Source organism: Burkholderia sp. COPS, assembly GCF_019425585.1.
GTDB classification, from domain to species: domain Bacteria; phylum Pseudomonadota; class Gammaproteobacteria; order Burkholderiales; family Burkholderiaceae; genus Burkholderia; species Burkholderia cepacia.
The window spans coordinates 69,548-89,308 of the sequence record NZ_WIXR01000015.1 but is presented as its reverse complement, the minus strand read 5'-3'; the positions used below and the strand labels follow the sequence as shown (position 1 = coordinate 89,308).

General features: G+C 66.7%; 21 protein-coding genes. 8 read left to right on the top strand and 13 right to left on the bottom strand.

All coding sequences use genetic code 11. The features are described 5' to 3' along the window. The first annotated feature begins 325 nt into the window (after positions 1-325). Together mutS and FOZ70_RS13475 are read left to right on the top strand one after the other, a co-directional pair. The gene (mutS, locus tag FOZ70_RS13480; RefSeq protein WP_219706076.1) at positions 326-2,983 is read left to right on the top strand and encodes a DNA mismatch repair protein MutS; all 2,658 of its coding nucleotides are present in this window, start codon (positions 326-328) and stop codon (positions 2,981-2,983) included. Then, positions 2,964-4,235, top strand: a complete 1,272-nt coding sequence (locus tag FOZ70_RS13475) for a hypothetical protein (protein WP_219706074.1) — start codon at positions 2,964-2,966, stop codon at positions 4,233-4,235. Before mutS ends, FOZ70_RS13475 begins: the two co-directional genes overlap by 20 nt. On the opposite strand, the gene FOZ70_RS13470 is transcribed toward FOZ70_RS13475, so the two are convergent. Then, complete coding sequence (locus tag FOZ70_RS13470; protein WP_042977234.1) at positions 4,215-4,763, bottom strand: peptidylprolyl isomerase; 549 nt, start codon at positions 4,761-4,763, stop codon at positions 4,215-4,217. The two genes, FOZ70_RS13475 and FOZ70_RS13470, sit on opposite strands and share 21 nt — an antisense overlap. Positions 4,764-4,795: 32 nt before the next feature. On the opposite strand from FOZ70_RS13470, the gene FOZ70_RS13465 reads away from it, so the two are divergent. Genes FOZ70_RS13465 through FOZ70_RS13460 form a run of 3 tightly spaced genes read left to right on the top strand, consistent with a single transcriptional unit; the run spans position 4,796 to position 6,511 of the window. After that, positions 4,796-6,016, top strand: a complete 1,221-nt coding sequence (locus FOZ70_RS13465) for a cupin domain-containing protein (protein WP_048020842.1) — start codon at positions 4,796-4,798, stop codon at positions 6,014-6,016. Between the two features lie 56 nt (positions 6,017-6,072). Next, a complete protein-coding gene (locus tag FOZ70_RS38530; protein WP_075122947.1) occupies positions 6,073-6,318 on the top strand; it encodes a hypothetical protein in 246 nt (81 codons plus the stop codon). Continuing rightward, positions 6,248-6,511 carry a hypothetical protein gene (locus FOZ70_RS13460; RefSeq protein ID WP_021162672.1) on the top strand — a complete coding sequence of 88 codons (264 nt, stop codon included), beginning with the start codon at positions 6,248-6,250 and terminating at the stop codon, positions 6,509-6,511. The genes FOZ70_RS38530 and FOZ70_RS13460 overlap by 71 nt, the downstream gene beginning before the upstream one ends. Positions 6,512-6,625: 114 nt before the next feature. Here FOZ70_RS13460 and FOZ70_RS13455 read toward each other — a convergent pair whose 3' ends face one another. The 10 genes from FOZ70_RS13455 to FOZ70_RS13410 form a co-directional block, all read right to left on the bottom strand. Further along, on the bottom strand, positions 6,626-7,402 hold the full coding sequence (locus FOZ70_RS13455) for an MBL fold metallo-hydrolase (protein ID WP_027786988.1): 777 nt from the start codon (positions 7,400-7,402) through the stop codon (positions 6,626-6,628). Positions 7,403-7,406: 4 nt separating this feature from the next. Further along, positions 7,407-8,552, bottom strand: a complete 1,146-nt coding sequence (gene bamC / locus FOZ70_RS13450; RefSeq protein WP_021162673.1) for an outer membrane protein assembly factor BamC — start codon at positions 8,550-8,552, stop codon at positions 7,407-7,409. A 111-nt stretch (positions 8,553-8,663) separates the two neighbouring features. Continuing rightward, entirely contained in the window at positions 8,664-9,569 is a 906-nt protein-coding gene (gene dapA, locus FOZ70_RS13445) for a 4-hydroxy-tetrahydrodipicolinate synthase (RefSeq protein ID WP_021162674.1), read from the bottom strand. Between the two features lie 48 nt (positions 9,570-9,617). Next, complete coding sequence (locus tag FOZ70_RS13440; RefSeq protein WP_059554211.1) at positions 9,618-10,220, bottom strand: class I SAM-dependent methyltransferase; 603 nt, start codon at positions 10,218-10,220, stop codon at positions 9,618-9,620. Positions 10,221-10,228: 8 nt separating this feature from the next. Continuing rightward, on the bottom strand, positions 10,229-11,431 hold the full coding sequence (locus FOZ70_RS13435; protein WP_011352534.1) for a tryptophan--tRNA ligase: 1,203 nt from the start codon (positions 11,429-11,431) through the stop codon (positions 10,229-10,231). Positions 11,432-11,439: 8 nt separating this feature from the next. After that, positions 11,440-12,102, bottom strand: coding sequence for a site-2 protease family protein (locus FOZ70_RS13430; protein ID WP_021157698.1), 663 nt, complete (start codon positions 12,100-12,102; stop codon positions 11,440-11,442). A 49-nt stretch (positions 12,103-12,151) separates the two neighbouring features. After that, positions 12,152-12,784 carry an L-threonylcarbamoyladenylate synthase gene (locus tag FOZ70_RS13425; protein ID WP_021157697.1) on the bottom strand — a complete coding sequence of 211 codons (633 nt, stop codon included), beginning with the start codon at positions 12,782-12,784 and terminating at the stop codon, positions 12,152-12,154. A 69-nt stretch (positions 12,785-12,853) separates the two neighbouring features. Continuing rightward, a complete protein-coding gene (locus tag FOZ70_RS13420) occupies positions 12,854-13,684 on the bottom strand; it encodes a 3',5'-nucleoside bisphosphate phosphatase (RefSeq protein WP_042973646.1) in 831 nt (276 codons plus the stop codon). 83 nt (positions 13,685-13,767) lie between these two features. Beyond that, positions 13,768-14,658 (bottom strand): alpha/beta fold hydrolase, encoded by an 891-nt coding sequence (locus tag FOZ70_RS13415; RefSeq protein WP_219706071.1) that lies wholly within the window; start codon positions 14,656-14,658, stop codon positions 13,768-13,770. Between the two features lie 179 nt (positions 14,659-14,837). Continuing rightward, positions 14,838-15,695, bottom strand: a complete 858-nt coding sequence (locus FOZ70_RS13410; protein WP_059857639.1) for a ferritin-like domain-containing protein — start codon at positions 15,693-15,695, stop codon at positions 14,838-14,840. Positions 15,696-15,844: 149 nt separating this feature from the next. On the opposite strand from FOZ70_RS13410, the gene FOZ70_RS13405 reads away from it, so the two are divergent. From FOZ70_RS13405 to FOZ70_RS13395, 3 genes are all read left to right on the top strand, one after another. Continuing rightward, positions 15,845-16,369, top strand: a complete 525-nt coding sequence (locus FOZ70_RS13405) for a gamma carbonic anhydrase family protein (RefSeq protein WP_059675772.1) — start codon at positions 15,845-15,847, stop codon at positions 16,367-16,369. Between the two features lie 25 nt (positions 16,370-16,394). Beyond that, entirely contained in the window at positions 16,395-17,345 is a 951-nt protein-coding gene (hslO, locus tag FOZ70_RS13400; RefSeq protein WP_048020835.1) for an Hsp33 family molecular chaperone HslO, read from the top strand. A 134-nt stretch (positions 17,346-17,479) separates the two neighbouring features. Then, complete coding sequence (locus FOZ70_RS13395; protein WP_111999054.1) at positions 17,480-17,854, top strand: hypothetical protein; 375 nt, start codon at positions 17,480-17,482, stop codon at positions 17,852-17,854. 89 nt (positions 17,855-17,943) lie between these two features. Here FOZ70_RS13395 and ftsB read toward each other — a convergent pair whose 3' ends face one another. Further along, positions 17,944-18,369 carry a cell division protein FtsB gene (gene ftsB / locus FOZ70_RS13390; RefSeq protein WP_043190303.1) on the bottom strand — a complete coding sequence of 142 codons (426 nt, stop codon included), beginning with the start codon at positions 18,367-18,369 and terminating at the stop codon, positions 17,944-17,946. A gap of 81 nt (positions 18,370-18,450) precedes the next feature. Further along, on the bottom strand, positions 18,451-19,734 hold the full coding sequence (eno, locus tag FOZ70_RS13385; RefSeq protein ID WP_011352544.1) for a phosphopyruvate hydratase: 1,284 nt from the start codon (positions 19,732-19,734) through the stop codon (positions 18,451-18,453). Between the last annotated feature and the right edge of the window lie 27 nt (positions 19,735-19,761).

Sequence of the window (19,761 nt, the reverse complement as noted above, 5' to 3'; positions counted from 1 at the left end):
GTTTCACAGTTCGTAGCGTTGCCCGGACGGACGAAATCGTCTGCAGCCGATGGTAATGAGTGGCTAGTCTTCCAGGCGAAAAAGGGGCCGAATGAGAGCCGCGGATCGGGTCGCCATGCTCGAAACCGACCGGCGACGCCACGTAGCCGGGTTCGAAGCCGCCGCACGCCGCCTGACGTCCAACCACACGCTGATATGCGGGGCGGCGTCAGCACGCAAGGGTTCGCGCGATCGTCCGCACCTGGCCAAACGGCGAACTTCGCGCGTGCACATGGAAGCGACTGGTAAACTCGGGCAACCCAAGCAACAACTTCATGCCTGACCTATGACCACGCTGTCGCCCGAAGCCTTCGCCGGCCATACTCCAATGATGCAGCAGTACCTGCGCATCAAGGCCGACCATCCCGACACGCTTGTCTTCTACCGGATGGGCGACTTCTACGAGCTGTTCTTCGAAGACGCGGAAAAGGCCGCACGCCTGCTCGACCTGACCCTCACGCAACGCGGCGCATCCGCCGGCACGCCGATCAAGATGGCCGGCGTGCCGCATCATGCGGTCGAACAGTATCTCGCCAAGCTCGTGAAGATGGGCGAATCGGTCGCGATCTGCGAACAGATCGGCGATCCCGCCACGTCGAAGGGCCCCGTCGAGCGCAAGGTCGTGCGCGTCGTCACGCCCGGCACGCTGACCGATGCGGCACTGCTGTCCGACAAGAACGATGTCTACCTGCTCGCGATGTGCACGGGCCACAACAAGCGTGGCGTCGCGGTCAATGTCGGCCTCGCGTGGCTGAACCTCGCAAGCGGCGCGCTGCGGCTCGCAGAAATCGAACCCGAGCAGCTCGCTGCCGCGCTCGAACGCATCCGGCCGGCCGAGATCCTGACGCCGGACGGCGCAACCGACACCGTGCCGGCAGGCGCAGGCGCAAGCAAGCGCGTGCCGGCGTGGCATTTCGACATCGCGTCGGGCACGCAGCGCCTGTGCGACCAGCTCGATGTCGCGAGCCTCGACGGCTTCGGTGCACATTCGCTGACGAGCGCGTGCGGCGCGGCCGGCGCGCTGCTGCTCTACGCAGCGGCCACCCAGGGCCAGCAGTTGCGGCACGTGCGCAGCCTCAAGGTCGAAAACGAAACCGAGTACATCGGGCTCGATCCGGCCACGCGCCGCAACCTCGAACTGACCGAGACGCTGCGCGGCACCGAGTCGCCGACGCTGTATTCGCTGCTCGACACCTGCTGCACGACGATGGGCAGCCGCCTGCTGCGTCACTGGCTGCATCACCCGCCGCGCGCGTCGGTCGCCGCACAGTCGCGCCAGCAGGCGATCGGCGCGCTGCTCGATGCACCGCCAAACGCAAGCCTCGATGCGCTGCGCAGCGCGCTGCGCCAGATCGCCGACGTCGAACGGATCACCGGGCGCCTCGCACTGCTGTCCGCGCGCCCGCGTGATTTGTCGAGCCTGCGCGACACGTTCGCCGCCCTCCCGGCGCTGCGTGAGCGCATCAGCGCGATCGTCGCGAACGCGGACGCCCTCGCCCGCGTCGACGCAGCACTCGCACCGCCCGCCGAATGCCTCGACCTGCTGACGAGCGCGATCGCGCCCGAACCGGCCGCGATGGTGCGCGACGGCGGCGTGATCGCGCGCGGTTACGACGCCGAGCTCGACGAGCTGCGCGACATCTCGGAGAACTGCGGGCAGTTCCTGATCGATCTCGAAGCGCGCGAGCGCACGCGCACCGGCATCGCGAACCTGCGCGTCGAATACAACAAGGTGCACGGCTTCTACATCGAGGTCACGCGTGGCCAGACCGACAAGGTGCCCGACGACTATCGCCGGCGCCAGACGTTGAAGAATGCCGAGCGCTACATCACGCCCGAACTGAAGACTTTCGAGGACAAGGCGCTGTCCGCGCAGGAACGCGCCCTGGCGCGCGAGCGCGCGCTGTACGACGCAGTGCTGCAGGCACTGCTGCCGTTCATCCCCGAGTGCCAGCGCGTCGCATCGGCGCTCGCCGAACTCGACCTGCTCGCCGCATTCGCCGAACGCGCCCGTGCGCTCGACTGGGTCGCGCCGACCTTCACCGACGAGATCGGCATCGAAATCGAACAGGGCCGCCACCCGGTCGTCGAGGCGCAGGTCGAACAGTTCATCGCAAACGACTGCCGGTTCGGCACCGAGCGCAAGCTGCTGCTGATCACCGGCCCGAACATGGGCGGCAAGTCGACGTTCATGCGGCAGACCGCGTTGATCGCGCTGATGGCTTACGTCGGCAGCTACGTGCCGGCCAGGTCGGCATGCTTCGGCCCGATCGACCGGATCTTCACGCGCATCGGCGCGGCAGACGATCTCGCAGGCGGCCGCTCGACGTTCATGGTCGAGATGACCGAAGCCGCGGCGATCCTCAACGACGCGACACCGCAAAGCCTCGTGCTGATGGACGAGATCGGCCGCGGCACGTCGACGTTCGACGGCCTCGCGCTCGCGTGGGCCATCGCGCGCCACCTGCTGGCGCACAACGCGTGCTACACGCTGTTCGCGACGCACTACTTCGAGCTGACGCAACTGCCGGCGGAATTTCCGCAAGCGGCCAACGTCCACCTGTCGGCCGTCGAGCACGGCCACGGCATCGTGTTCCTGCACGCGGTCAACGAAGGGCCGGCCAACCAGAGCTACGGCCTGCAGGTCGCACAGCTCGCAGGCGTTCCGGCGCCCGTGATCCGCGCCGCGCGCAAGCACCTCGCGTACCTCGAACAGCAATCGGCTTCGCAGCACACGCCGCAGCTCGACCTGTTCAGCGCGCCGCCGGTGGCCGCCGACGATCTCGAATGCGCGGACGCGCCGGCGCTGCCCGACACAGCGCATCCGGCGCTCGAAAAGCTGCGCGACATCGATCCCGACGATCTCAAGCCGCGCGAGGCGCTCGACCTGCTGTACGAACTGCGCACGCTGGTCCGGTCGCACGATGCAGACGGACACGCGTAAGCGCGTCTCGCCGGGCCTGCCGGCCCGCGCGGCCGCCGCGCTCGTCGCGGCGTTGATCGCGTTCGCGCCGGCCGGTGCGCAGGCGGCACCGCCGAAGCGCAGCACCGCGCCTTACTCGTTCGCGGTCGTGTCGGGCGTGATCAACACCCCTGCGGACGAACCGGCCGCCCAGCGGCTGCTCGACGCGATCGCGCGCGAGCGCAATCTCGCGTTCGTGGTGTATGCGGGCGATCTCAAGGGTTCGAAGGAAGCGTGCCGCGATGCACTGTATTCGCAGCGCGGCGCGATCCTGGATGCGGCACGCGTGCCGCTCATATTCATTCCCGGTCACGACGACTGGGCAACGTGCAACACCGTGGCCGGCGGTAGCTACGATCCGGTCGAGCGGCTCGACTTCCTGCGGCAGACACTGCTCGCCGATTCGGCACTGCCCGACCCCGGCGCGCTGCCGATCACGCGGGAAAGCGAAGTCGCACGGTTCCGGCCGTATCGCGAGAATGCCCGCTGGATGCGCGACGACATCGTCTACGTCGCGCTCAACGCGCCGGCGCCGAACAACCATTACCTGACGGCCGGCGGCCGCAATGGCGAATTCGAGGACCGCATCATCGCGAACGGCTTCTGGATCGACCACGCGGCCGAATACGCGAAGCGGCGCGAGGCGCGTGCGATGGTGGTGATATTCGAAGGCGATCCGCAGTTCGAACGCTATGAACGCGCGGAACGCTTCGCATGGCTGCGTTTCAACCGGCCGCGCGTTCGCGACGGCTTCCGTGAGTTGAAACGAACGCTGGTGAAGGCGGCGGCGACGTTCCGCGGCCCGATCCTGGTGATGCACGCGAGCGGCGAACCGCTGGCGAACGGCTTCCTGATCGACCGGCCGCTGCGTGCCGACGATGGTGAGCTGATAGGAAACGTGACGCGCGTCGCGATCGGACCGCGCCATCCGGCGAATCAGTGGGTCAAGGTGAGCGTGTCGCCGTCACGGCAGACAATCTTCAACGTCAGCCTGCAGGAGGTGCCGAAGAACCTGCCGGTGCCGCCCGCGCTGCCGCTCGTGCCGCACGACGACGTGCCGCTGCCACAGATGCCGGAAATCCCCGCGTTGCCGGCGCTGCCCGACTCGTCGTCGGTCGCGCCGCCGCTGCAGGGTGACGGCGCCGCCCCGGGCGGCGCGTCGTGGCCTGCGCCGCCCCCTGCATCGGGGCCGGCGCCCGGCGTGCCTGCAAGCTCAGTGCAGAGTACGCCCTGACGGCGCTTCGCCGTCTTCGTCTTCGTCATCGTCCTCGTCGACGATCTCGAGCCCTTCCGCGCCATGTGCGTGCTCATGCTCGATTTCGTCTTCGGTGGCTTCGCGAACGTCCTTCACGGTCAGCGCGAAACGCAGCGCCATGCCTGCCAGCGGGTGATTGCCGTCGAGCACGACCTTGTCTTCGGCGACGTCGGTGACCGTGTAGATCAGCGAATCGACTTCCTCGTCGCCGTCTTCCGGCGTGCCCTCGAACTGCATGCCCACTTCGAGCGGCTCGGGAAAACGATCGCGCGGCTCGATCTTCACGAGTTCGGGATCGTAGTCGCCGAACGCGTCCTGCGGCTCGAGCTGGACCTGCGCCTCGTAGCCGGGCTCGTGGCCGTCGAGCTGTTCCTCGATCTTGGGGAACGTGCCATCATAGCCGCCGTGCAGATAAACCATCGGCTCGTCGCTTTCCTCGATCAGATTGCCCTGTGCATCCGACAGCTTGTAAGTGACCGACACGACGGTGTTTTTTGCGATTTTCATCCAATTCTCCCAAATACAAGTCTCATTATACGATGCGCAACCGGTCTCAAGCCGAACCGCGGGATGCCGCTGCCGCCCCGTTCGGCGCGCCGCCCTCCGATCTTCCCACACCGCTGCTCGGCGGTCTTACGCCGACGCAATTCATGCGCGGCTACTGGCAGAAGAAGCCGCTCCTGATCCGCCAGGCGATCCCCGGCGTCGCGTCGCCGGTCTCGCGCGACGCGCTGTTCGAGCTCGCCACCGACTATGACGCGGAATCGCGACTGATCACCCATTTTCGTAACAAGTGGCAACTGGCTCACGGCCCGTTCGAACCGGGCTCGCTGCCGGCCGTCACGCGCAAGGCCTGGACCCTGCTCGTACAAGGGCTCGACCTGCACGTCGACGCGGCGCGTGCGCTGCTCGACCGCTTCCGCTTCATCCCCGACGCGCGGCTGGACGACCTGATGATCTCGTACGCGACGGACGGCGGCGGCGTCGGCCCGCATTTCGATTCATACGACGTCTTCCTGCTGCAGGTCGAGGGCCGGCGCCGCTGGCGCGTCGGCGCGCAGAAGGACCTGTCGCTGCAGCCGGACGTGCCGCTGAAGATCCTCGAAAACTTCGAGCCCAGCGACGAATGGGTGCTGGAACCCGGCGACATGCTGTACCTGCCGCCGCACATCGCGCACGACGGCGTGGCCGAAGGCGAATGCATGACCTGCTCGATCGGCTTCCGGGCGCCGTCCGCAGGCGAACTGGGCGCCCAGTTCCTGTACTATCTCGCGGAGCGTGGCGGCCTGCGGGACGGGTGCGGCGACGACCTCTACCGCGACCCGAAGCAGCCGGCCGTCGACACGCCCGCGCAACTGCCTCCGGCGATGGTGGAGCGCGTCGCGGAGATCGTCGACGCGATTCGCTGGCGCAAGCGCGACGTCGCGGAGTTTCTCGGCTGCTACCTGAGCGAGCCCAAACCGAACGTCGTTTTCGACCCGCCCGCGCGCCCGCTGTCCGAGGCCGCGTTCGTCACGCAAGCGTCACGTCGTGGCGTGTGTCTCGACAGAAGGGCCGCATTGATGTATAACGCGCGCTCGTACTTCATTAATGGCGAGGAAGGACCGCTCGAGCAGGCCAGCGAATGGCTGCCCGAACTGGCCAATCAACGCCAGATGGAGGCGAAACGGTTTGTAACACTATCCCGGGCTCCCTCAATGACAGCTTTATTGCACGAGTGGTATCGTGCGGGCTGGATACGGGTCGGAAACCGGAATTAGTGTGAGTCGCCCCGTATGCCCGTACAGATCAAATTCTGTATGGGAAAGACAACGTATTGACCCCGCATTTGTCGACGGTCGATAGGAAAGTGCATATAATTTCCGCCCAAGCCGTAGGGAAGATTCACGCTCTAGAAGTGCATCTCCACCAGCGGCCCAGGTCGGTGTTGGAGCACATTACCGGTATTGTTTCGCGCTGTTGCTTACCTTTAACCATAAAAGGACGTGATCATGAAGAAATCCCTCCTCGTAGCTTCCCTGTTGGCTGCTGTTGCACTGGCTGCTTGCAACAAGAGCGCTGATCAAGCTGCTTCGTCGGCTGCAAGCGACGCGGCTGCTGCTGCTTCGTCGGCTGCTTCGGCAGTTGCTGGTGCTGCGAGCGACGCTTCGGCTGCTGCTTCGTCGGCAACGGCTGCTGCGAGCGACGCTGCTGCTGCAGTGGCGTCGGCTGCTTCGGCAGCGACGGCTGCTCCGGCTTCGGGCGCAAGCCAGTAAGCCTCAGCGTCAGCTGAAAAAAAAACCGGCCCGAGGGCCGGTTTTTTTACGTCTGCCGTTTTCGCGCCTGTCGCCCGGCAGTCATACGGGGCCGCCGCAGCGGCCCTGCCCCGCTCACCCGAGCGCCAGCCAGTCGAAGCCCGCGTCCTGCGTGGCCACGATCACGTCCTCCCCGTTCGTCCCCAGTACGCCGCCAAACGCCTGGCGGACCAGTTCCGGCAGGTTGTTCTGCTGGCTCAGGTGCGCCCCGACCAGGTGCCGAAGGCGGCTGCGCTCAAGCGATGCGAGGATGGCCGCCGCTGCGTCGTTGCTCAGGTGGCCGTGGTTGCCGCCGATACGCGCCTTCAGCGACTGCGGATAGCGGCTCGCGGCCAGCATTGCGGTGTCGTGGTTGGATTCGAGCACCAGCGCGTCACAGCCGCTCAGTACCGTCGTGATGTGCGGCGTGGCCATGCCGACGTCCGTCAGCACGCCGAGCCGGCTGCAGCCATCCATAAAGACGAACTGGAGCGGCTCGCGCGCGTCGTGAGGGACCGTATAGGGCATCACGGCCAGATCGCGTATCGCGGCCGTCTCGTCGCCCCACAGCACGTGGAGGTCGACATCGGCCTCGTCCGCGCCGACCGCGCGCGCGGTACCCCAGCTCATGTAGAGCGGCAGCGACGCCCGGCGAGCGAGCGTCAGCGCACTGCCGACGTGGTCGCTGTGTTCGTGGGTAATCAGGATCGCATCGAGATCGCCGATGCAGAGATTCAGACGGCCGAGCCGACGCTCGACCTCCTTGGCGGAAAAGCCGCAGTCGAGCAGCACGCGGGTGGTCGTCGTGCCGCTCGAGGCCTCGACGACCAGCGCGTTGCCTTCGCTGCCGCTTCCGAGGCTGGCGAATCGCACGCGCTCAGTTCAGCTGCGCGTGGAGCAGCGAAATGATCCGCTGCGCGTCCGACGAGTTGTCGACCTGGCCGTTTGCGCCGATCACTGCGACCTGCGTGCCGCCGTTGCCTTGCGCGCGTACGTTGACGAGGAATTCCTTGCCCGGCTTCGCGGCGGCCGGGCCGCCGTAGAACAGCTTGCCGAACAGGCCATCACGCTTCAGCTCTTCCATCGAATTCGCATAGCGCACGGTGTACACGCCCTTCTCGCGGTCGCGATTGTCGACCGTGAAGTTGGTCCGGTCGAGCGCCAGGCCCACTCGCAGCCATGCGCGGTCGAACGACTCGGCCAGCTGCAGCGTTGCCGCGCCGTTGCTCGTGTCGCTGACCTGCGCCGGCGCCGTCGCGGGGCGTGCATCGGTCAGCAGCTGCTTCGCCTGCGCATCGGTCAGGCCGAACTTCTGCATCAACTTCGACAGGAACACTGCTTCCAGCACCGGGTTGCGCGGACGCTCCTCCCAGCGCGACGACGTGCCGCCCTGCGGGCCGACCATCATTTCCTCCATCGCGCTGTGCGTGATCGAGATGTCGGTGTTGCCGTCCGACGTGCGGTTCACGAGCGTACGGAAGCGGTCGCGCGTACCGGACGAGTACGCGAAATCGATGACCTTGCCGATCGTGCGGCGGAACCAGTCGTCGGGAATGTTCGCGCGGTTTTCGGCCCAGTCGGTGGCCATGATGCCCGTCGACGGCGCGTCGGTCTTCAGCGAGAAACCGTTCTCCTGCCAGAACTCCTTCAGGATCGGCCACAGCTGCTCGGGCGTCCGGCCGTCGACGACGAGCCAGCGGCGGTCGCCGTCGCGCTCGATGTGCATGCCGAACGGATCCTGCGCGCTCGGGATGCCGTCGGTCGCGTTGCCGGCCTGGGTCGTGGCCCGCGGCGGCAGCGTGCCGAGGCCGGCGTTGCTCGGCGGCGCGACGAACTGCTGCGTCGTCGGTACCGGCTTCAGGTCGCTCGGCACCGCGAGCGGCGGCGCCGAACCGGTGTTCTTGTAGTTGACCCGGTCGGGGGCCAGATAGTCGTTCAGCGTATCGCAGCCGGCGAGCGCGCCCAGCGCCAGCGCCACCACCGACATCTGGATGGCGCGAGAGGAAAAGGCGAAACGTTTCATGAAATCCTTCGTCTTGCTAGAACGCTCGTCAGGAGCGGCGCCGGACGGAGCCGGCCGGTGCGGGTTGATCAGGGTACGAGCCGGCGGCCGCAGGACGCGGCCGCCTCGGCATCAGGCGAGGACGCCGGCCTCGACGAGGGCCGAACGCACGGCATCGTGGCAGCGCTCGTCGAGCGCCGTGAGCGGCAGCCGGATGCCGCCCTGCATCTTGCCCATCGCCTGCAGCGCCCACTTCACCGGAATCGGGTTCGCCTCGATGAACAGGTTCTTGTGCAGCGACAACAGCTTCATGTGCAGTTCGCGGGCCGTCTGGACGTCGCCGGCCAGCGCTGCACGGCACAGTTCGCTCATCGCGCGCGGTGCAACGTTCGCCGTGACCGAGATGTTGCCGTGGCCGCCAAGCAGCATCAGCGCGATAGCCGTCGGATCGTCGCCGCTATAGATCGCGAAATGCTTCGGTGCAGCCTTGATCAGGTGCGCGGCGCGATCGATGTTGCCGGTCGCTTCCTTCACGCCGATGATGCCCGGGACTTCCGCGAGGCGCAGCATCGTCTCGTTCGCCATGTCCGCGACCGTGCGACCCGGCACGTTGTACAGGATCACCGGCAGGTCGACCGCTTCGGCGATCGTCTTGAAGTGACGGTACATGCCTTCCTGCGTCGGCTTGTTGTAGTACGGCACGACCTGCAGCGTCGCGTCCGCGCCGACGGCTTTCGCGTGCTTCGTCAGCTCGATCGCCTCGGCGGTCGAGTTGCCGCCCGCGCCCGCGATGATCGGGATGCGTTTCGCCGCATGCTCGACCGCCGTGCGGATCATCAGGATGTGCTCTTCGACGTTGAGCGTTGCCGACTCGCCGCTCGTACCGACCACGACGAGCGCATCGGTGCCTTCCGCGATATGCCAGTCGATCAGTTTGCGAAACGCCGGCAGGTCGAGACTGCCGTCTTCGAGCATCGGGGTGACGATCGCGGGGATGCTGCCGCGGATTTGAATGCCGTCTTGGGTGCCGTTAGCCATGAAACGCGATTGAGATTATGTACCGGTAAACGTTGAGATTGTAGCGGATTAGCCGGGCAGTTCGTAACGTGGAATTCCCGCCCCCGCCTTCGGGGTCGCGCCCTCGCGCACTGCGCAGAGACGCTGGACGAACGCCTCGCGCGGCGCGGCAACGAACCCGTCCTCGTACGCAACCACCCGCAGGCGGCCGTGCACGGCGTCCAGCAGCTCGCCCGGGGCGAGCAGGAACGCGGGGTTGGACGGTTTACCGACCGATTCGTTTCCTTGCGCGAAGGTTTCGTAGATGAGCACTCCGCCCGGCGCCACCGCATCGAGCAGATGGGGCCAGAGCGGACGATGCAGATAATGGGTGACGATCACTGCCGAAAACTGCTCGCCGGCCGGCAATGGCCACGGCGCGCCTTCGAGATCGGCGTCACGGGCGTCGACGCCCGGAATCGCACGCAACGCGGCCAGCGCGACCGGGTCGCGGTCGAGTGCGACGACCGGATGCCCGCGCGACGCGAACCAGCGCGCATGGCGGCCGCCGCCGGCGGCGACATCCAGCACCGCGCCGCCTGCCGGCACGAGCCGCGACCATTGCGCGACCCAGCGCGACGGCTCGGCCTGGGCGACGTGGCCGCCCGCGGCGGCGATGACGGATGCGCTCATGCGGTCGATCAGTTGTACGACAGGCCCATCGCGTCGCGCACGTCGCGCATCGTTTCCGTCGCGTACTTGCGTGCCTTGTCGCAACCGTCCGCGACGATCGCGCGCAGCAGCGACGGATCGTCCATGTACTTCTGCGCACGCTCGAGCATCGGCTGCTGCTCGCGCAGGATGCCTTCGACGACCGGCTGCTTGCAATCGAGGCAGCCGATGCCCGCCGAACGACAGCCCTTCTGCACCCAGTCGTGCGTCGCTTCGTCCGTATAGACCTGGTGCAGTTGCCACACCGGGCACTTGTCGGGATCGCCCGGATCGGTGCGGCGCACGCGCGCGGGATCGGTCGGCATCGTGCGGACCTTCTTCGTGATCGTCTCGGCGTCTTCACGCAGCCCGATCGTGTTGCCGTACGACTTGGACATCTTCTGCCCGTCGAGACCCGGCATCCGCGATGCTTCGGTGAGGAGCGCCTGCGGCTCGACGAGGATGATCTTGCGCGCGCCTTCGAGATAGCCGAACAGGCGCTCGCGGTCGCTCATCGACAGACTCTGCGATTCCTGCAGCATCGCGCGCGCCTGTTCGAGCGCCTCGTCGTCGCCCTCCTGCTGGTATGCATTGCGCAGCTCGTGATAGAGCTTCGCGCGCTTGCCGCCGAGTTTCTTCGCGGCATCGAGCGCCTTCTCCTCGAAGCCCGGCTCGCGGCCGTACAGGTAGTTGAAGCGGCGCGCGATCTCGCGCGTCATCTCGACGTGCGGCACCTGGTCTTCACCGACCGGCACGAGCGAGCCGCGATACAGCAGGATGTCGGCTGCCATCAGCACCGGGTAGCCGAGGAAACCGTAGGTCGACAGGTCCTTGTCCTTCAGCTTCTCCATCTGCTCCTTGTAGGTCGGCACGCGTTCGAGCCAGCCGAGCGGCGTGCTCATGCCGAGCAGCAGCGCGAGTTCGGCATGTTCGGGCACCTTGCTCTGGATGAACAGCGTCGCCTGGGCCGGATCGATGCCGGACGCCAGCCAGTCGATCAGCACGTCCCACACGTTCTTCTCGATGACCTCGGGAGTCTCGTAGTGCGTCGTCAGCGCATGCCAGTCGACGACGCAGAAGAAGCACGGGTACTCGGACTGCAGCTTCACCCAGTTTTTCAGCACGCCGTGGTAATGACCGAGGTGCAGCGACCCGGTGGGTCGCATGCCGGAGAAAATACGTTCAGGGAACATGGTTGTCGTTAGAAAAGCGAGGCGAATGGAGACAGGATGGCGCTCAGGACGGCGTAGCCGACGTTGACGAGCGGGCGCAGCCAGAAGTTCGTCAGCACGCCCGTCGCGACCAGCACGAGGACGATGATGAAACCGTACGGCTCGATGCGCGACAGCGCGATCGATTGTTTCGTGGGCAGCAGCGCCGCCAGGATGCGGCCGCCGTCGAGCGGCGGCAGCGGAAACAGGTTCAGCACGCCCAGCACGAGGTTCGCGCTGACGCCGGCAAACGCCATCCGCGTGAAGAACGGCTCGTCGATGCCGACGGCCGGCAGCACGAGCGTCAGCACGCCCCAGATCAGCGCCTGCACGAAGTTGCAGGCCGGCCCCGCGAGCGATACCCACAGGCTGCCCCAGCGCGGATCGCGCAGGTTGCCGAACGATACCGGCACCGGCTTCGCATAGCCGAACAGGAACGCGCCGCCCGTCAGGAAATACATCGCGAGCGGGATCGCGATCGTGCCGAGCGGATCGATGTGGCGCATCGGGTTGAACGATACGCGCCCCATCATGTAGGCGGTGTTGTCGCCGAGCAGGCGGGCGGCGTAGCCGTGCGCGGCCTCGTGCAGCGTGATCGCGAAGATCACGGGCAGCGCGTAGACGGCGATGGTCTGTATCAGGGAAGCATCCATATCGCGTTATTGTAACAAGCGCACTCGCGCAAAAAATGGAACGGCGCGCTTACGGCGCCGAGAGGCCGAACGGCTCGAGCGCGCCGCGCCCCGCACGCACGAGCTCGGGCTCGTCGCCGGTGAGGTCGATCACCGTCGACGGCTCGCGCGGGCACGCGCCACCGTCGATCACGAGATCGACCTGTTTCTCGAGCCGCGCGCGAATGTCTTCGGGATCGTTGAGCGGCTCGTCGTCCGGCGGCAGGATCAGCGTCGTGCCGAGCAGCGGCTGGCCGAGCGACTCCAGCAACGCGAGCGTGATCGCGTGATCGGGCACGCGCAACCCGATCGTCTTGCGCGACGGATGCGACAGCCGGCGCGGCACTTCCTTGGTCGCCTGCAGGATGAACACGTACGGGCCGGGCGTCACCGACTTGATCTGGCGGTACTGGCGGTTGTCGACCATCGCGAAGTTGGCGAGCTCCGACAGGTCGCGCACGAGCAGCGACAGGTGCTGCTTCTCGTCGAGGCCGCGAATCCGGCGCACCCGCTCGACCGCGTCCTTGTCGTCGAGATGGCACGCGAGCGCATAGCTCGAATCGGTCGGCATCGCGATCACGCCGCCCTTGCTGACGATCTCCACGGCCTGCTTGATCAGGCGCGGCTGCGGATTATCCGGATGAATCCTGAAGAACTGGGACATGGGGGTACGTAAAGAGGGAAGAATCGGCAACGCATGATGGCGGCACGGGCGGCGGTCAGCCGCCCGGCGTCAGAGCCAGCGTTCCCAGACCGGCGTGAGATCGGACGGCAACGGCGGCAGGCTGCCGAGCTCGACGCGGCCCTCGCCCGGCGCGTGGAAATCCGAGCCACGCGACACTTCGAAGCCGAAGCGGCGCGCAACATCCGCGTATTCGCGGTACTGGTCGGGCGTATGACTGCCCGTGATGACTTCGATCGCACGGCCGCCCAGATCGATGAATTCACCGAAGAATGCGTCGAATTCGACCGGCGTGTAGCGGTAGCGGCCCGGGTGCGCGACCACGGCCTCGCCGCCCGCCGTACGGATCCAGCCGACCGCGTCGGACAGCGATGCCCAGCGATGCGGGACGAAACCGGGCTTGCCGTCGCCGAGCAGACGGTCGAACACGTCGGACGTCGATTCGGCGTGGCCGTTCTCGACGAGAAAGCGTGCGAAATGCGTGCGCGAGATCAGGTCCGGATTCGAGACGTACTTCAGCGCGCCTTCGTACGCGCCGGGAATGCCGAGCGTGGCGAGCTGCTCGCCGATCGCCACTGCGCGCGCCGCGCGGCCGTGGCGCGTGCGGTACAGGCCGTCGACCAGCGCCGGGTTCGCGGGATCGATGTTCAGGCCGACGATGTGCACGGTACGCGACGCCCACGTGACCGAAATCTCGACGCCACTCAGGTAGCGCATGCCGAGCGCTTCCGCCTCGCTGCGCGCCGCCGCCTGGCCGCCGATTTCATCGTGGTCGGTCAGCGCCCACAGGGTCACGCCGCCCGCATGGGCGCGGCGCGCGACGTCGGCAGGCGACAGCAACCCGTCGGAAACATTGGAATGGCAGTGGAGATCGGCGTTCATTGTCGGCATGGCAGGTAAGGCTTCATTCTACTGCAACGCGGCAATTGCGCCGCCCGCCTGCCCCGCCGCTGCCGCTGCACGGCTTACGCGCAGAACGCCTCGATCAGCGCCGCGATCTGCTCGGGCTGGTCGTGATGCACCATGTGGCCGGCATCCTCGACGAGCTTCTCGCGCCAGTCGGGAAACGCGTTGAAACGCGCCTTGAATTCCGGCAGCGGGATGTCGCCGGCGATGTGTGCGAGCGTCGGCGAGTTGACGGCCTCGACGTGCAGCACCTTCGCACGCACCTGCGCCCAGGTAGCCATCACTTCGTCGAGCCGGTACAGCAGCGGACCCGGCATCTTGTGAGCGGGGTCGGCCAGCAGGTGGTAGAGGCCGTCGTCGCCGCGCTTCGACCAGTGCTCGGCGACGAACGCGGCACGGCGCGGGGCGAGCCGCGGATTGGTCTTGATCAGGCGCGCCGCCACGTCGTCGAGTGATGCATAAGGGCGCAGCGCGGGCGGTTCGCGCAGCTCGTCGAGCCAGCCGCGCAGCCGGCGCGGCGCCTGCTCGGCCCGCGCGGGCGCGAGCCCGAAACCCTCGAGATCGACCACGCGCCGCACGCGCTCCGGCCGTGCGCCGGCATACAGGCACACGACGTTCGCGCCCATGCTGTGCCCGACCAGGTTGACTTCGCCGGCCGGCGCATAGTGGTCGACGAGCGCATCGAGGTCGCCCAGGTATTCGTGGAACCAGTAGTGGCCGCCACCCTGCCGCGCAACCGGCCAGTCTGACAGCCCGAAGCCGCGCGCATCGGGCGCGATCACCTGCCAGTCGCCCGCGAGCGCGTCGACGACGAACTGGAACGACGCCGCGACGTCCATCCAGCCATGCAGCATGAACAGCATCGGCGCATCGGGCCGGCCCCAGCGCCGGACATGCAGCTGGACGCCGCGCACCATGACGAAATCGGAAACAGAACTCGAGGCACTCATCGCAGCCGCTCAAAAAAAAAGAATGGTCGTTCGATTATAGCGGCGGCGCTTTCTTTCCGGCGTCCGGCAGTCGAGGCGCCGCTCTAGCGGTGCCGGCGTGCATGGGCCACCGGGGTGTGCCATCTGCCCGGTGTCCTGAACAGCCGGCGGTGGTCGAAACGCAGCCGAACCCGAGCGGGTCAGCGCGGCGCGCTTCCGTCCGCCCCGTCCTGCGCGGCCAGTTCGTCGAGTTCGGCCTGCTCGAATCCGGCATCGCGGCGTGCGTCGAAATTGAACGGGCCACGCAGCCGCGGGGCATGGTATTGCTCGGCGAGCTGCCGGTAGGTCGGCACGGGATCGCGGCCGGCTTCGTCGCACAGATGCCGGAACCAGCGGTTGCCGATCGCGACGTGGCCGATTTCGTCGCGCAGGATCACGTCGAGGATTGCGGCCGACGCCTCGTCGCCCGCCTGTACGAGCCGCGCGCGAATCGGCGGCGATGCGTCGAGCCCGCGGGCCTCGAGCGTACGCGGCACGAGCGCCATGCGCGCCAGCACGTCGCCCTTGGTTCGCTCGCACATCTCCCACAGGCCGTTGTGCGCGGGAAAATCGCCGTACGCATGCCCGAATGCCGCCAGGCGCTCGGACAGCAGCGTGAAGTGGTACGCCTCCTCGGCCGCCACCTTCAGCCAGTCCGAGTAGAACGCGTTCGGCAGGCCCGCGAAGCGCCAGACGGCGTCGAGCGCCAGGTTGATCGCGTTGAACTCGATATGGGCCAGCGCGTGCAGCAGCACGGCGCGCCCTTCGGGCGAACGCATGCTGCGTCGCTCGAGCTGGCGCGGCTCGACGAGCGGCGGGCGCGCCGGGCGCCCCGGCAGGTCGGCCGGCTCGGGCAATTCGAGCGATGGCGCGATCGTCGCCCGCCCGGCCAGCAGCGCATCGTGGAGCGAGCGCACCTGTGCGGCCTTGGCCGCGGGTTCTGCGTCACGCAGTGCGGCAAACGCGGCGCGGCGCACGCAGGCACGCGCCTCGCCGAAAGAAGAAGACTCCATGCTCATAAACGGGGACACCCTGCGCGCGCATCGCGGGAGCGCACGCACGCGACGGTTTACAATAGGCGATTGTTCCGCGGCGCAATGCGAACGCGCCGGGCAAACCGGACGCGCCATTCTACCGGCGCCCATCATCGAAGAGACAAGGAGACTCCGTGACGATCTACAAGCTGGGCGATACGGCCCCGACGATCCACGAAAGCGTATTCGTCGCCGATACGTCGGCCATCATCGGCAAGGTCGTGCTCGAGGAGAACGCGAGCGTCTGGTTCGGTGCGACGATTCGCGGCGACAACGAGACGATTACCGTCGGCGCGGGCAGCAACGTCCAGGAAGGCGCGGTACTGCATACGGACCCGGGCTTTCCGCTGACGATTGCCGAAAACGTGACGATCGGGCACCAGGCCATGCTGCACGGCTGCACGATCGGCGAAGGGTCGCTGGTCGGGATTCAGGCGGTGGTCTTGAATGGAGCGGTGATCGGCCGCAACTGTCTGGTTGGTGCCGGCGCGGTCGTGACGGAAGGCAAGACGTTCCCGGACAATTCGCTGATTCTCGGCGCACCGGCGAAAGTCGTGCGCGAGCTGACGGCGGAAGACATCGCGCGGCTGCGCACGAACGCGAAGACGTACGTCGAGCGGCGTGCGCATTTCAAGGAGCAACTCGTGCGAATCGGATGATTCGCACGGATTTCAAGGAAGAAGAGTGAGCGACCAGTTACAGAAATTCATGTTCAATGCGGCGCCCGTGCGCGGCGAGATCGTTTCGCTGCGCAATACGTGGCAGGAAGTGCTCTCCCGCCGCGACTACCCGGCCCCCGTGCGCACGGTGCTCGGCGAGATGATGGCCGCATGCGCGCTGCTGTCCGCGAACCTGAAATTCAACGGCACCCTGATCATGCAGATCTTCGGCGACGGGCCGGTCCAGATGCTGGTCGTCCAGTGCAGTTCGGATCTGTCGATGCGGGCCACCGCGAAGTTCGCCGGCGACGCCGCCCAGACGATCGGCGACGACACGAGCTTCGCATCGCTCGTCAATGCGAGCGGTCACGGCCGTTGCGTGATCACGCTCGACCCGGCCGACAAGCTGCCGGGCCAGCAGCCGTACCAGGGCATCGTGCCGCTGAACGGCGTCGACGGCCCGCTCGAATCCGTCTCGCAGGTGCTCGAGCACTACATGCATCACTCGGAGCAGCTCGACACGCGGATGTGGCTCGCGGCCGATCGCGACCGCGCGGTCGGCATGCTGCTGCAAAAGCTGCCGGGCGACGGCGGCATCGTGCCGCGCAACGCCGAAACCGATACCGATACGTGGGAACGCGTCTGCACGCTCGGCGGCACGCTGTCCGCCAAGGAACTGCTCGAGGTCGAACCGGAAGTCGTGTTCCGCCGGCTGTTCTGGCAGGAAAACGTGCAGCACTTCGAGCCGGCCGGCACGCGCTTCCAGTGCTCGTGCTCGCGCGAGAAGGTCGGTGCGATGCTGCGCATGCTCGGCCGCGAAGAAGTCGACAGCGTGATCGTCGAGCGTGGCCACGTCGAGATCCATTGCGAGTTCTGCAATCAGCGCTATGAATTCGATCCGGTCGACGTCGCGCAGCTGTTCGCGGCACCCGGCGTCGAGACGGGCATCGCACCCGCGACCGAACAGCGTCACTGAGCGGCGCCCCGATGCCCGCCGTCCGGGCACGGGCGCATAATGACGCACGAGCGTCGCACGCAAGGCTCGCGCGCCGAAGTCGCGCACTTCGGCGCAAGCCGCTTCCCGTCGTCGGCGCGCTGCAGGAGAAACACATGAATCGCCCGCTTCCTCTCCCGTTTCGTCTCCCGTTTCGTACCGTCGTCCTGACGAGCGTTGCCGCCTGCACGCTCGCGCTTGCCGGCTGCGCGATGCCGCCGCCGACCTCCACGATCCTGAGCCGCCTGCCCGAACCCGGCGCGTCGGGCGGCCAGCCGCCCGCGCTGTCGAGCGCCGAACGCAAGCGTTATGACGAGATCGACCAGCAGGTGCTGCGCGAACAGAACAGCGCGATGGCAGCCGAGGCAGCCGCGCGCGCGTGGGCCTATTACTCGCCGCCGCCCGTGACGGTCTACGGCGGGTATTACGGCGGATGGGGCAATCGCTGGGGTACGGGTGTCAGCTACGGCTACCCGGGATGGTGGTGGTGAGCATCCGTCGCCCAGCCGATTGACTACCGGCAGGAAATAAAAAAGCGCGGCATTTCCCGCGCTTTTCCAATGGGTTCGAACGATCGTGGTCAGTGATGCGCGGCCTTGCCCTTGTCGCCGCCATGATGCCGCGACGGCTTCGCGATCGACTGCGGATTCGGCACGACGCGCACCGGCGCCGCGGACACGGCGCCGCGGGTCGACGTATTCGACGGCGTGTTGTTCAGCGGCGCGGCCGGTGCATTCGGCGACACGAACTGCACGAAAACCTCGCCGTCCTTCACCATGCCCATCTCGTAGCGCGCGCGCTCCTCGATGGCCGCGGTGCCGCTCTGCAGATCCTGCACTTCGCCGGCAGTGCGCTCGTTGCGCAGCTTCTCGTCCGCATTCTTCTGGAGCTGGTCGTCGAGCTGCTGACGCAATTCATGCACCCGCAGCCAGCCGCCGTGTCCCCACCATAGGGGGTACTGAATGAGCGCCAGCAAGGCAATCAGGACGACAGTGACAAGCCGCATGTAAGAGACGCAGATATAAGAAGCGCCGCTCCGCGCACAGGCACAGAGCGGCGTCGAGATGACGAACCCGATAGTAGCGCGTTAGCGCAGGTTATAGAAAGCCGATTTACCCGGGTAGCTCGCGATGTCGCCGAGATCTTCCTCGATGCGCAGCAGCTGGTTGTACTTCGAGATACGGTCGCTGCGCGACAGCGAACCCGTCTTGATCTGACCGGCGTTCAGGCCGACCGCGATATCCGCGATCGTCGAATCTTCCGTTTCGCCCGAGCGGTGCGAGATCACGGCCGTGTAGCCTGCGCGCTTCGCCATTTCGATGGCCGCGAACGTTTCGGTCAGCGTACCGATCTGGTTGATCTTGATGAGGATCGAGTTCGCGATGCCCTTCTCGATGCCTTCCTTCAGGATGCGCGTGTTCGTGACGAACAGGTCGTCGCCGACCAGCTGCACCTTCTTGCCGAGGCGGTCGGTCAGCAGCTTCCAGCCTTCCCAGTCGCTTTCGTGCATGCCGTCCTCGATCGACACGATCGGGAACTTGTCGGCGAGCGTCGCGAGGTAGTCGGTGAATTCGGCCGACGACAGTTGCAGGCCTTCGCCCGCGAGCTGGTACTTGCCGTCGTGATAGAACTCGGATGCCGCGCAGTCGAGCGCGAGCAGCACGTCTTCGCCCGCGCGGTAGCCGGCCTTCTCGATCGCCTGCAGGATCGTCGACAGGCACTCGTCGTTGCTGCCGAAGTTCGGCGCGAAGCCGCCTTCGTCGCCGACTGCCGTGCTCATGCCGCGGTCGCTCAGGATCTTCTTCAGTGCGTGGAACACTTCCGCGCCGCAACGCAGGGCTTCACGGAACGTCGGCTGGCTCACCGGGACGATCATGAATTCCTGGATGTCGAGGCTGTTGTTCGCATGCGCGCCGCCGTTGACGATGTTCATCATCGGCACCGGCAGCTGCATCGCGCCCGAACCGCCGAAATAGCGGTACAGCGGCAGGCCGGCCTCTTCAGCCGCTGCCTTCGCGACGGCCATCGACACGGCCAGCATCGCGTTCGCGCCGAGGCGCGACTTGTTGTCGGTGCCGTCCAGCTCGAGCAGCGTCTTGTCGAGGAACGCCTGTTCCGACGCGTCGAGGCCCATGATGGCTTCGGAGATTTCGGTGTTGATGTGCTCGACCGCCTTCAGCACGCCCTTGCCGTTGTAGCGGCCGGCTTCGCCGTCGCGCAGTTCGATCGCTTCACGCGAGCCGGTGGACGCGCCCGACGGCACGGCCGCGCGGCCCATCGTGCCCGATTCGAGCAGCACGTCGCATTCGACGGTGGGGTTGCCGCGCGAATCCAGAATCTCGCGGCCGATGATATCTACGATTGCACTCATGGGTTTCCTCTGAGAATGACGATGGAT

Bases quoted from the DNA above. Each gene is read 5' to 3' on its own strand.
- FOZ70_RS13415 (WP_219706071.1), bottom strand. From the start codon at position 14,658: ATGAGTGCCTCGAGTTCTGTTTCCGATTTCGTCATGGTGCGCGGCGTC.
- FOZ70_RS13440 (WP_059554211.1), bottom strand. From the start codon at position 10,220: ATGAGCGCATCCGTCATCGCCGCCGCGGGCGGCCACGTCGCCCAGGCC.
- FOZ70_RS13425 (WP_021157697.1), bottom strand. From the start codon at position 12,784: ATGTCCCAGTTCTTCAGGATTCATCCGGATAATCCGCAGCCGCGCCTG.
- FOZ70_RS13475 (WP_219706074.1), top strand. From the start codon at position 2,964: ATGCAGACGGACACGCGTAAGCGCGTCTCGCCGGGCCTGCCGGCCCGC.
- ftsB (WP_043190303.1), bottom strand. From the start codon at position 18,369: ATGCGGCTTGTCACTGTCGTCCTGATTGCCTTGCTGGCGCTCATTCAG.
- FOZ70_RS13420 (WP_042973646.1), bottom strand. From the start codon at position 13,684: ATGAACGCCGATCTCCACTGCCATTCCAATGTTTCCGACGGGTTGCTG.
- FOZ70_RS13395 (WP_111999054.1), top strand. From the start codon at position 17,480: ATGAATCGCCCGCTTCCTCTCCCGTTTCGTCTCCCGTTTCGTACCGTC.
- bamC (WP_021162673.1), bottom strand. From the start codon at position 8,552: ATGAAACGTTTCGCCTTTTCCTCTCGCGCCATCCAGATGTCGGTGGTG.
- eno (WP_011352544.1), bottom strand. From the start codon at position 19,734: ATGAGTGCAATCGTAGATATCATCGGCCGCGAGATTCTGGATTCGCGC.
- mutS (WP_219706076.1), top strand. From the start codon at position 326: ATGACCACGCTGTCGCCCGAAGCCTTCGCCGGCCATACTCCAATGATG.
- FOZ70_RS13410 (WP_059857639.1), bottom strand. From the start codon at position 15,695: ATGAGCATGGAGTCTTCTTCTTTCGGCGAGGCGCGTGCCTGCGTGCGC.
- FOZ70_RS13470 (WP_042977234.1), bottom strand. From the start codon at position 4,763: ATGAAAATCGCAAAAAACACCGTCGTGTCGGTCACTTACAAGCTGTCG.
- FOZ70_RS13465 (WP_048020842.1), top strand. From the start codon at position 4,796: ATGCGCAACCGGTCTCAAGCCGAACCGCGGGATGCCGCTGCCGCCCCG.
- FOZ70_RS13460 (WP_021162672.1), top strand. From the start codon at position 6,248: ATGAAGAAATCCCTCCTCGTAGCTTCCCTGTTGGCTGCTGTTGCACTG.
- dapA (WP_021162674.1), bottom strand. From the start codon at position 9,569: ATGGCTAACGGCACCCAAGACGGCATTCAAATCCGCGGCAGCATCCCC.
- FOZ70_RS13430 (WP_021157698.1), bottom strand. From the start codon at position 12,102: ATGGATGCTTCCCTGATACAGACCATCGCCGTCTACGCGCTGCCCGTG.
- FOZ70_RS13435 (WP_011352534.1), bottom strand. From the start codon at position 11,431: ATGTTCCCTGAACGTATTTTCTCCGGCATGCGACCCACCGGGTCGCTG.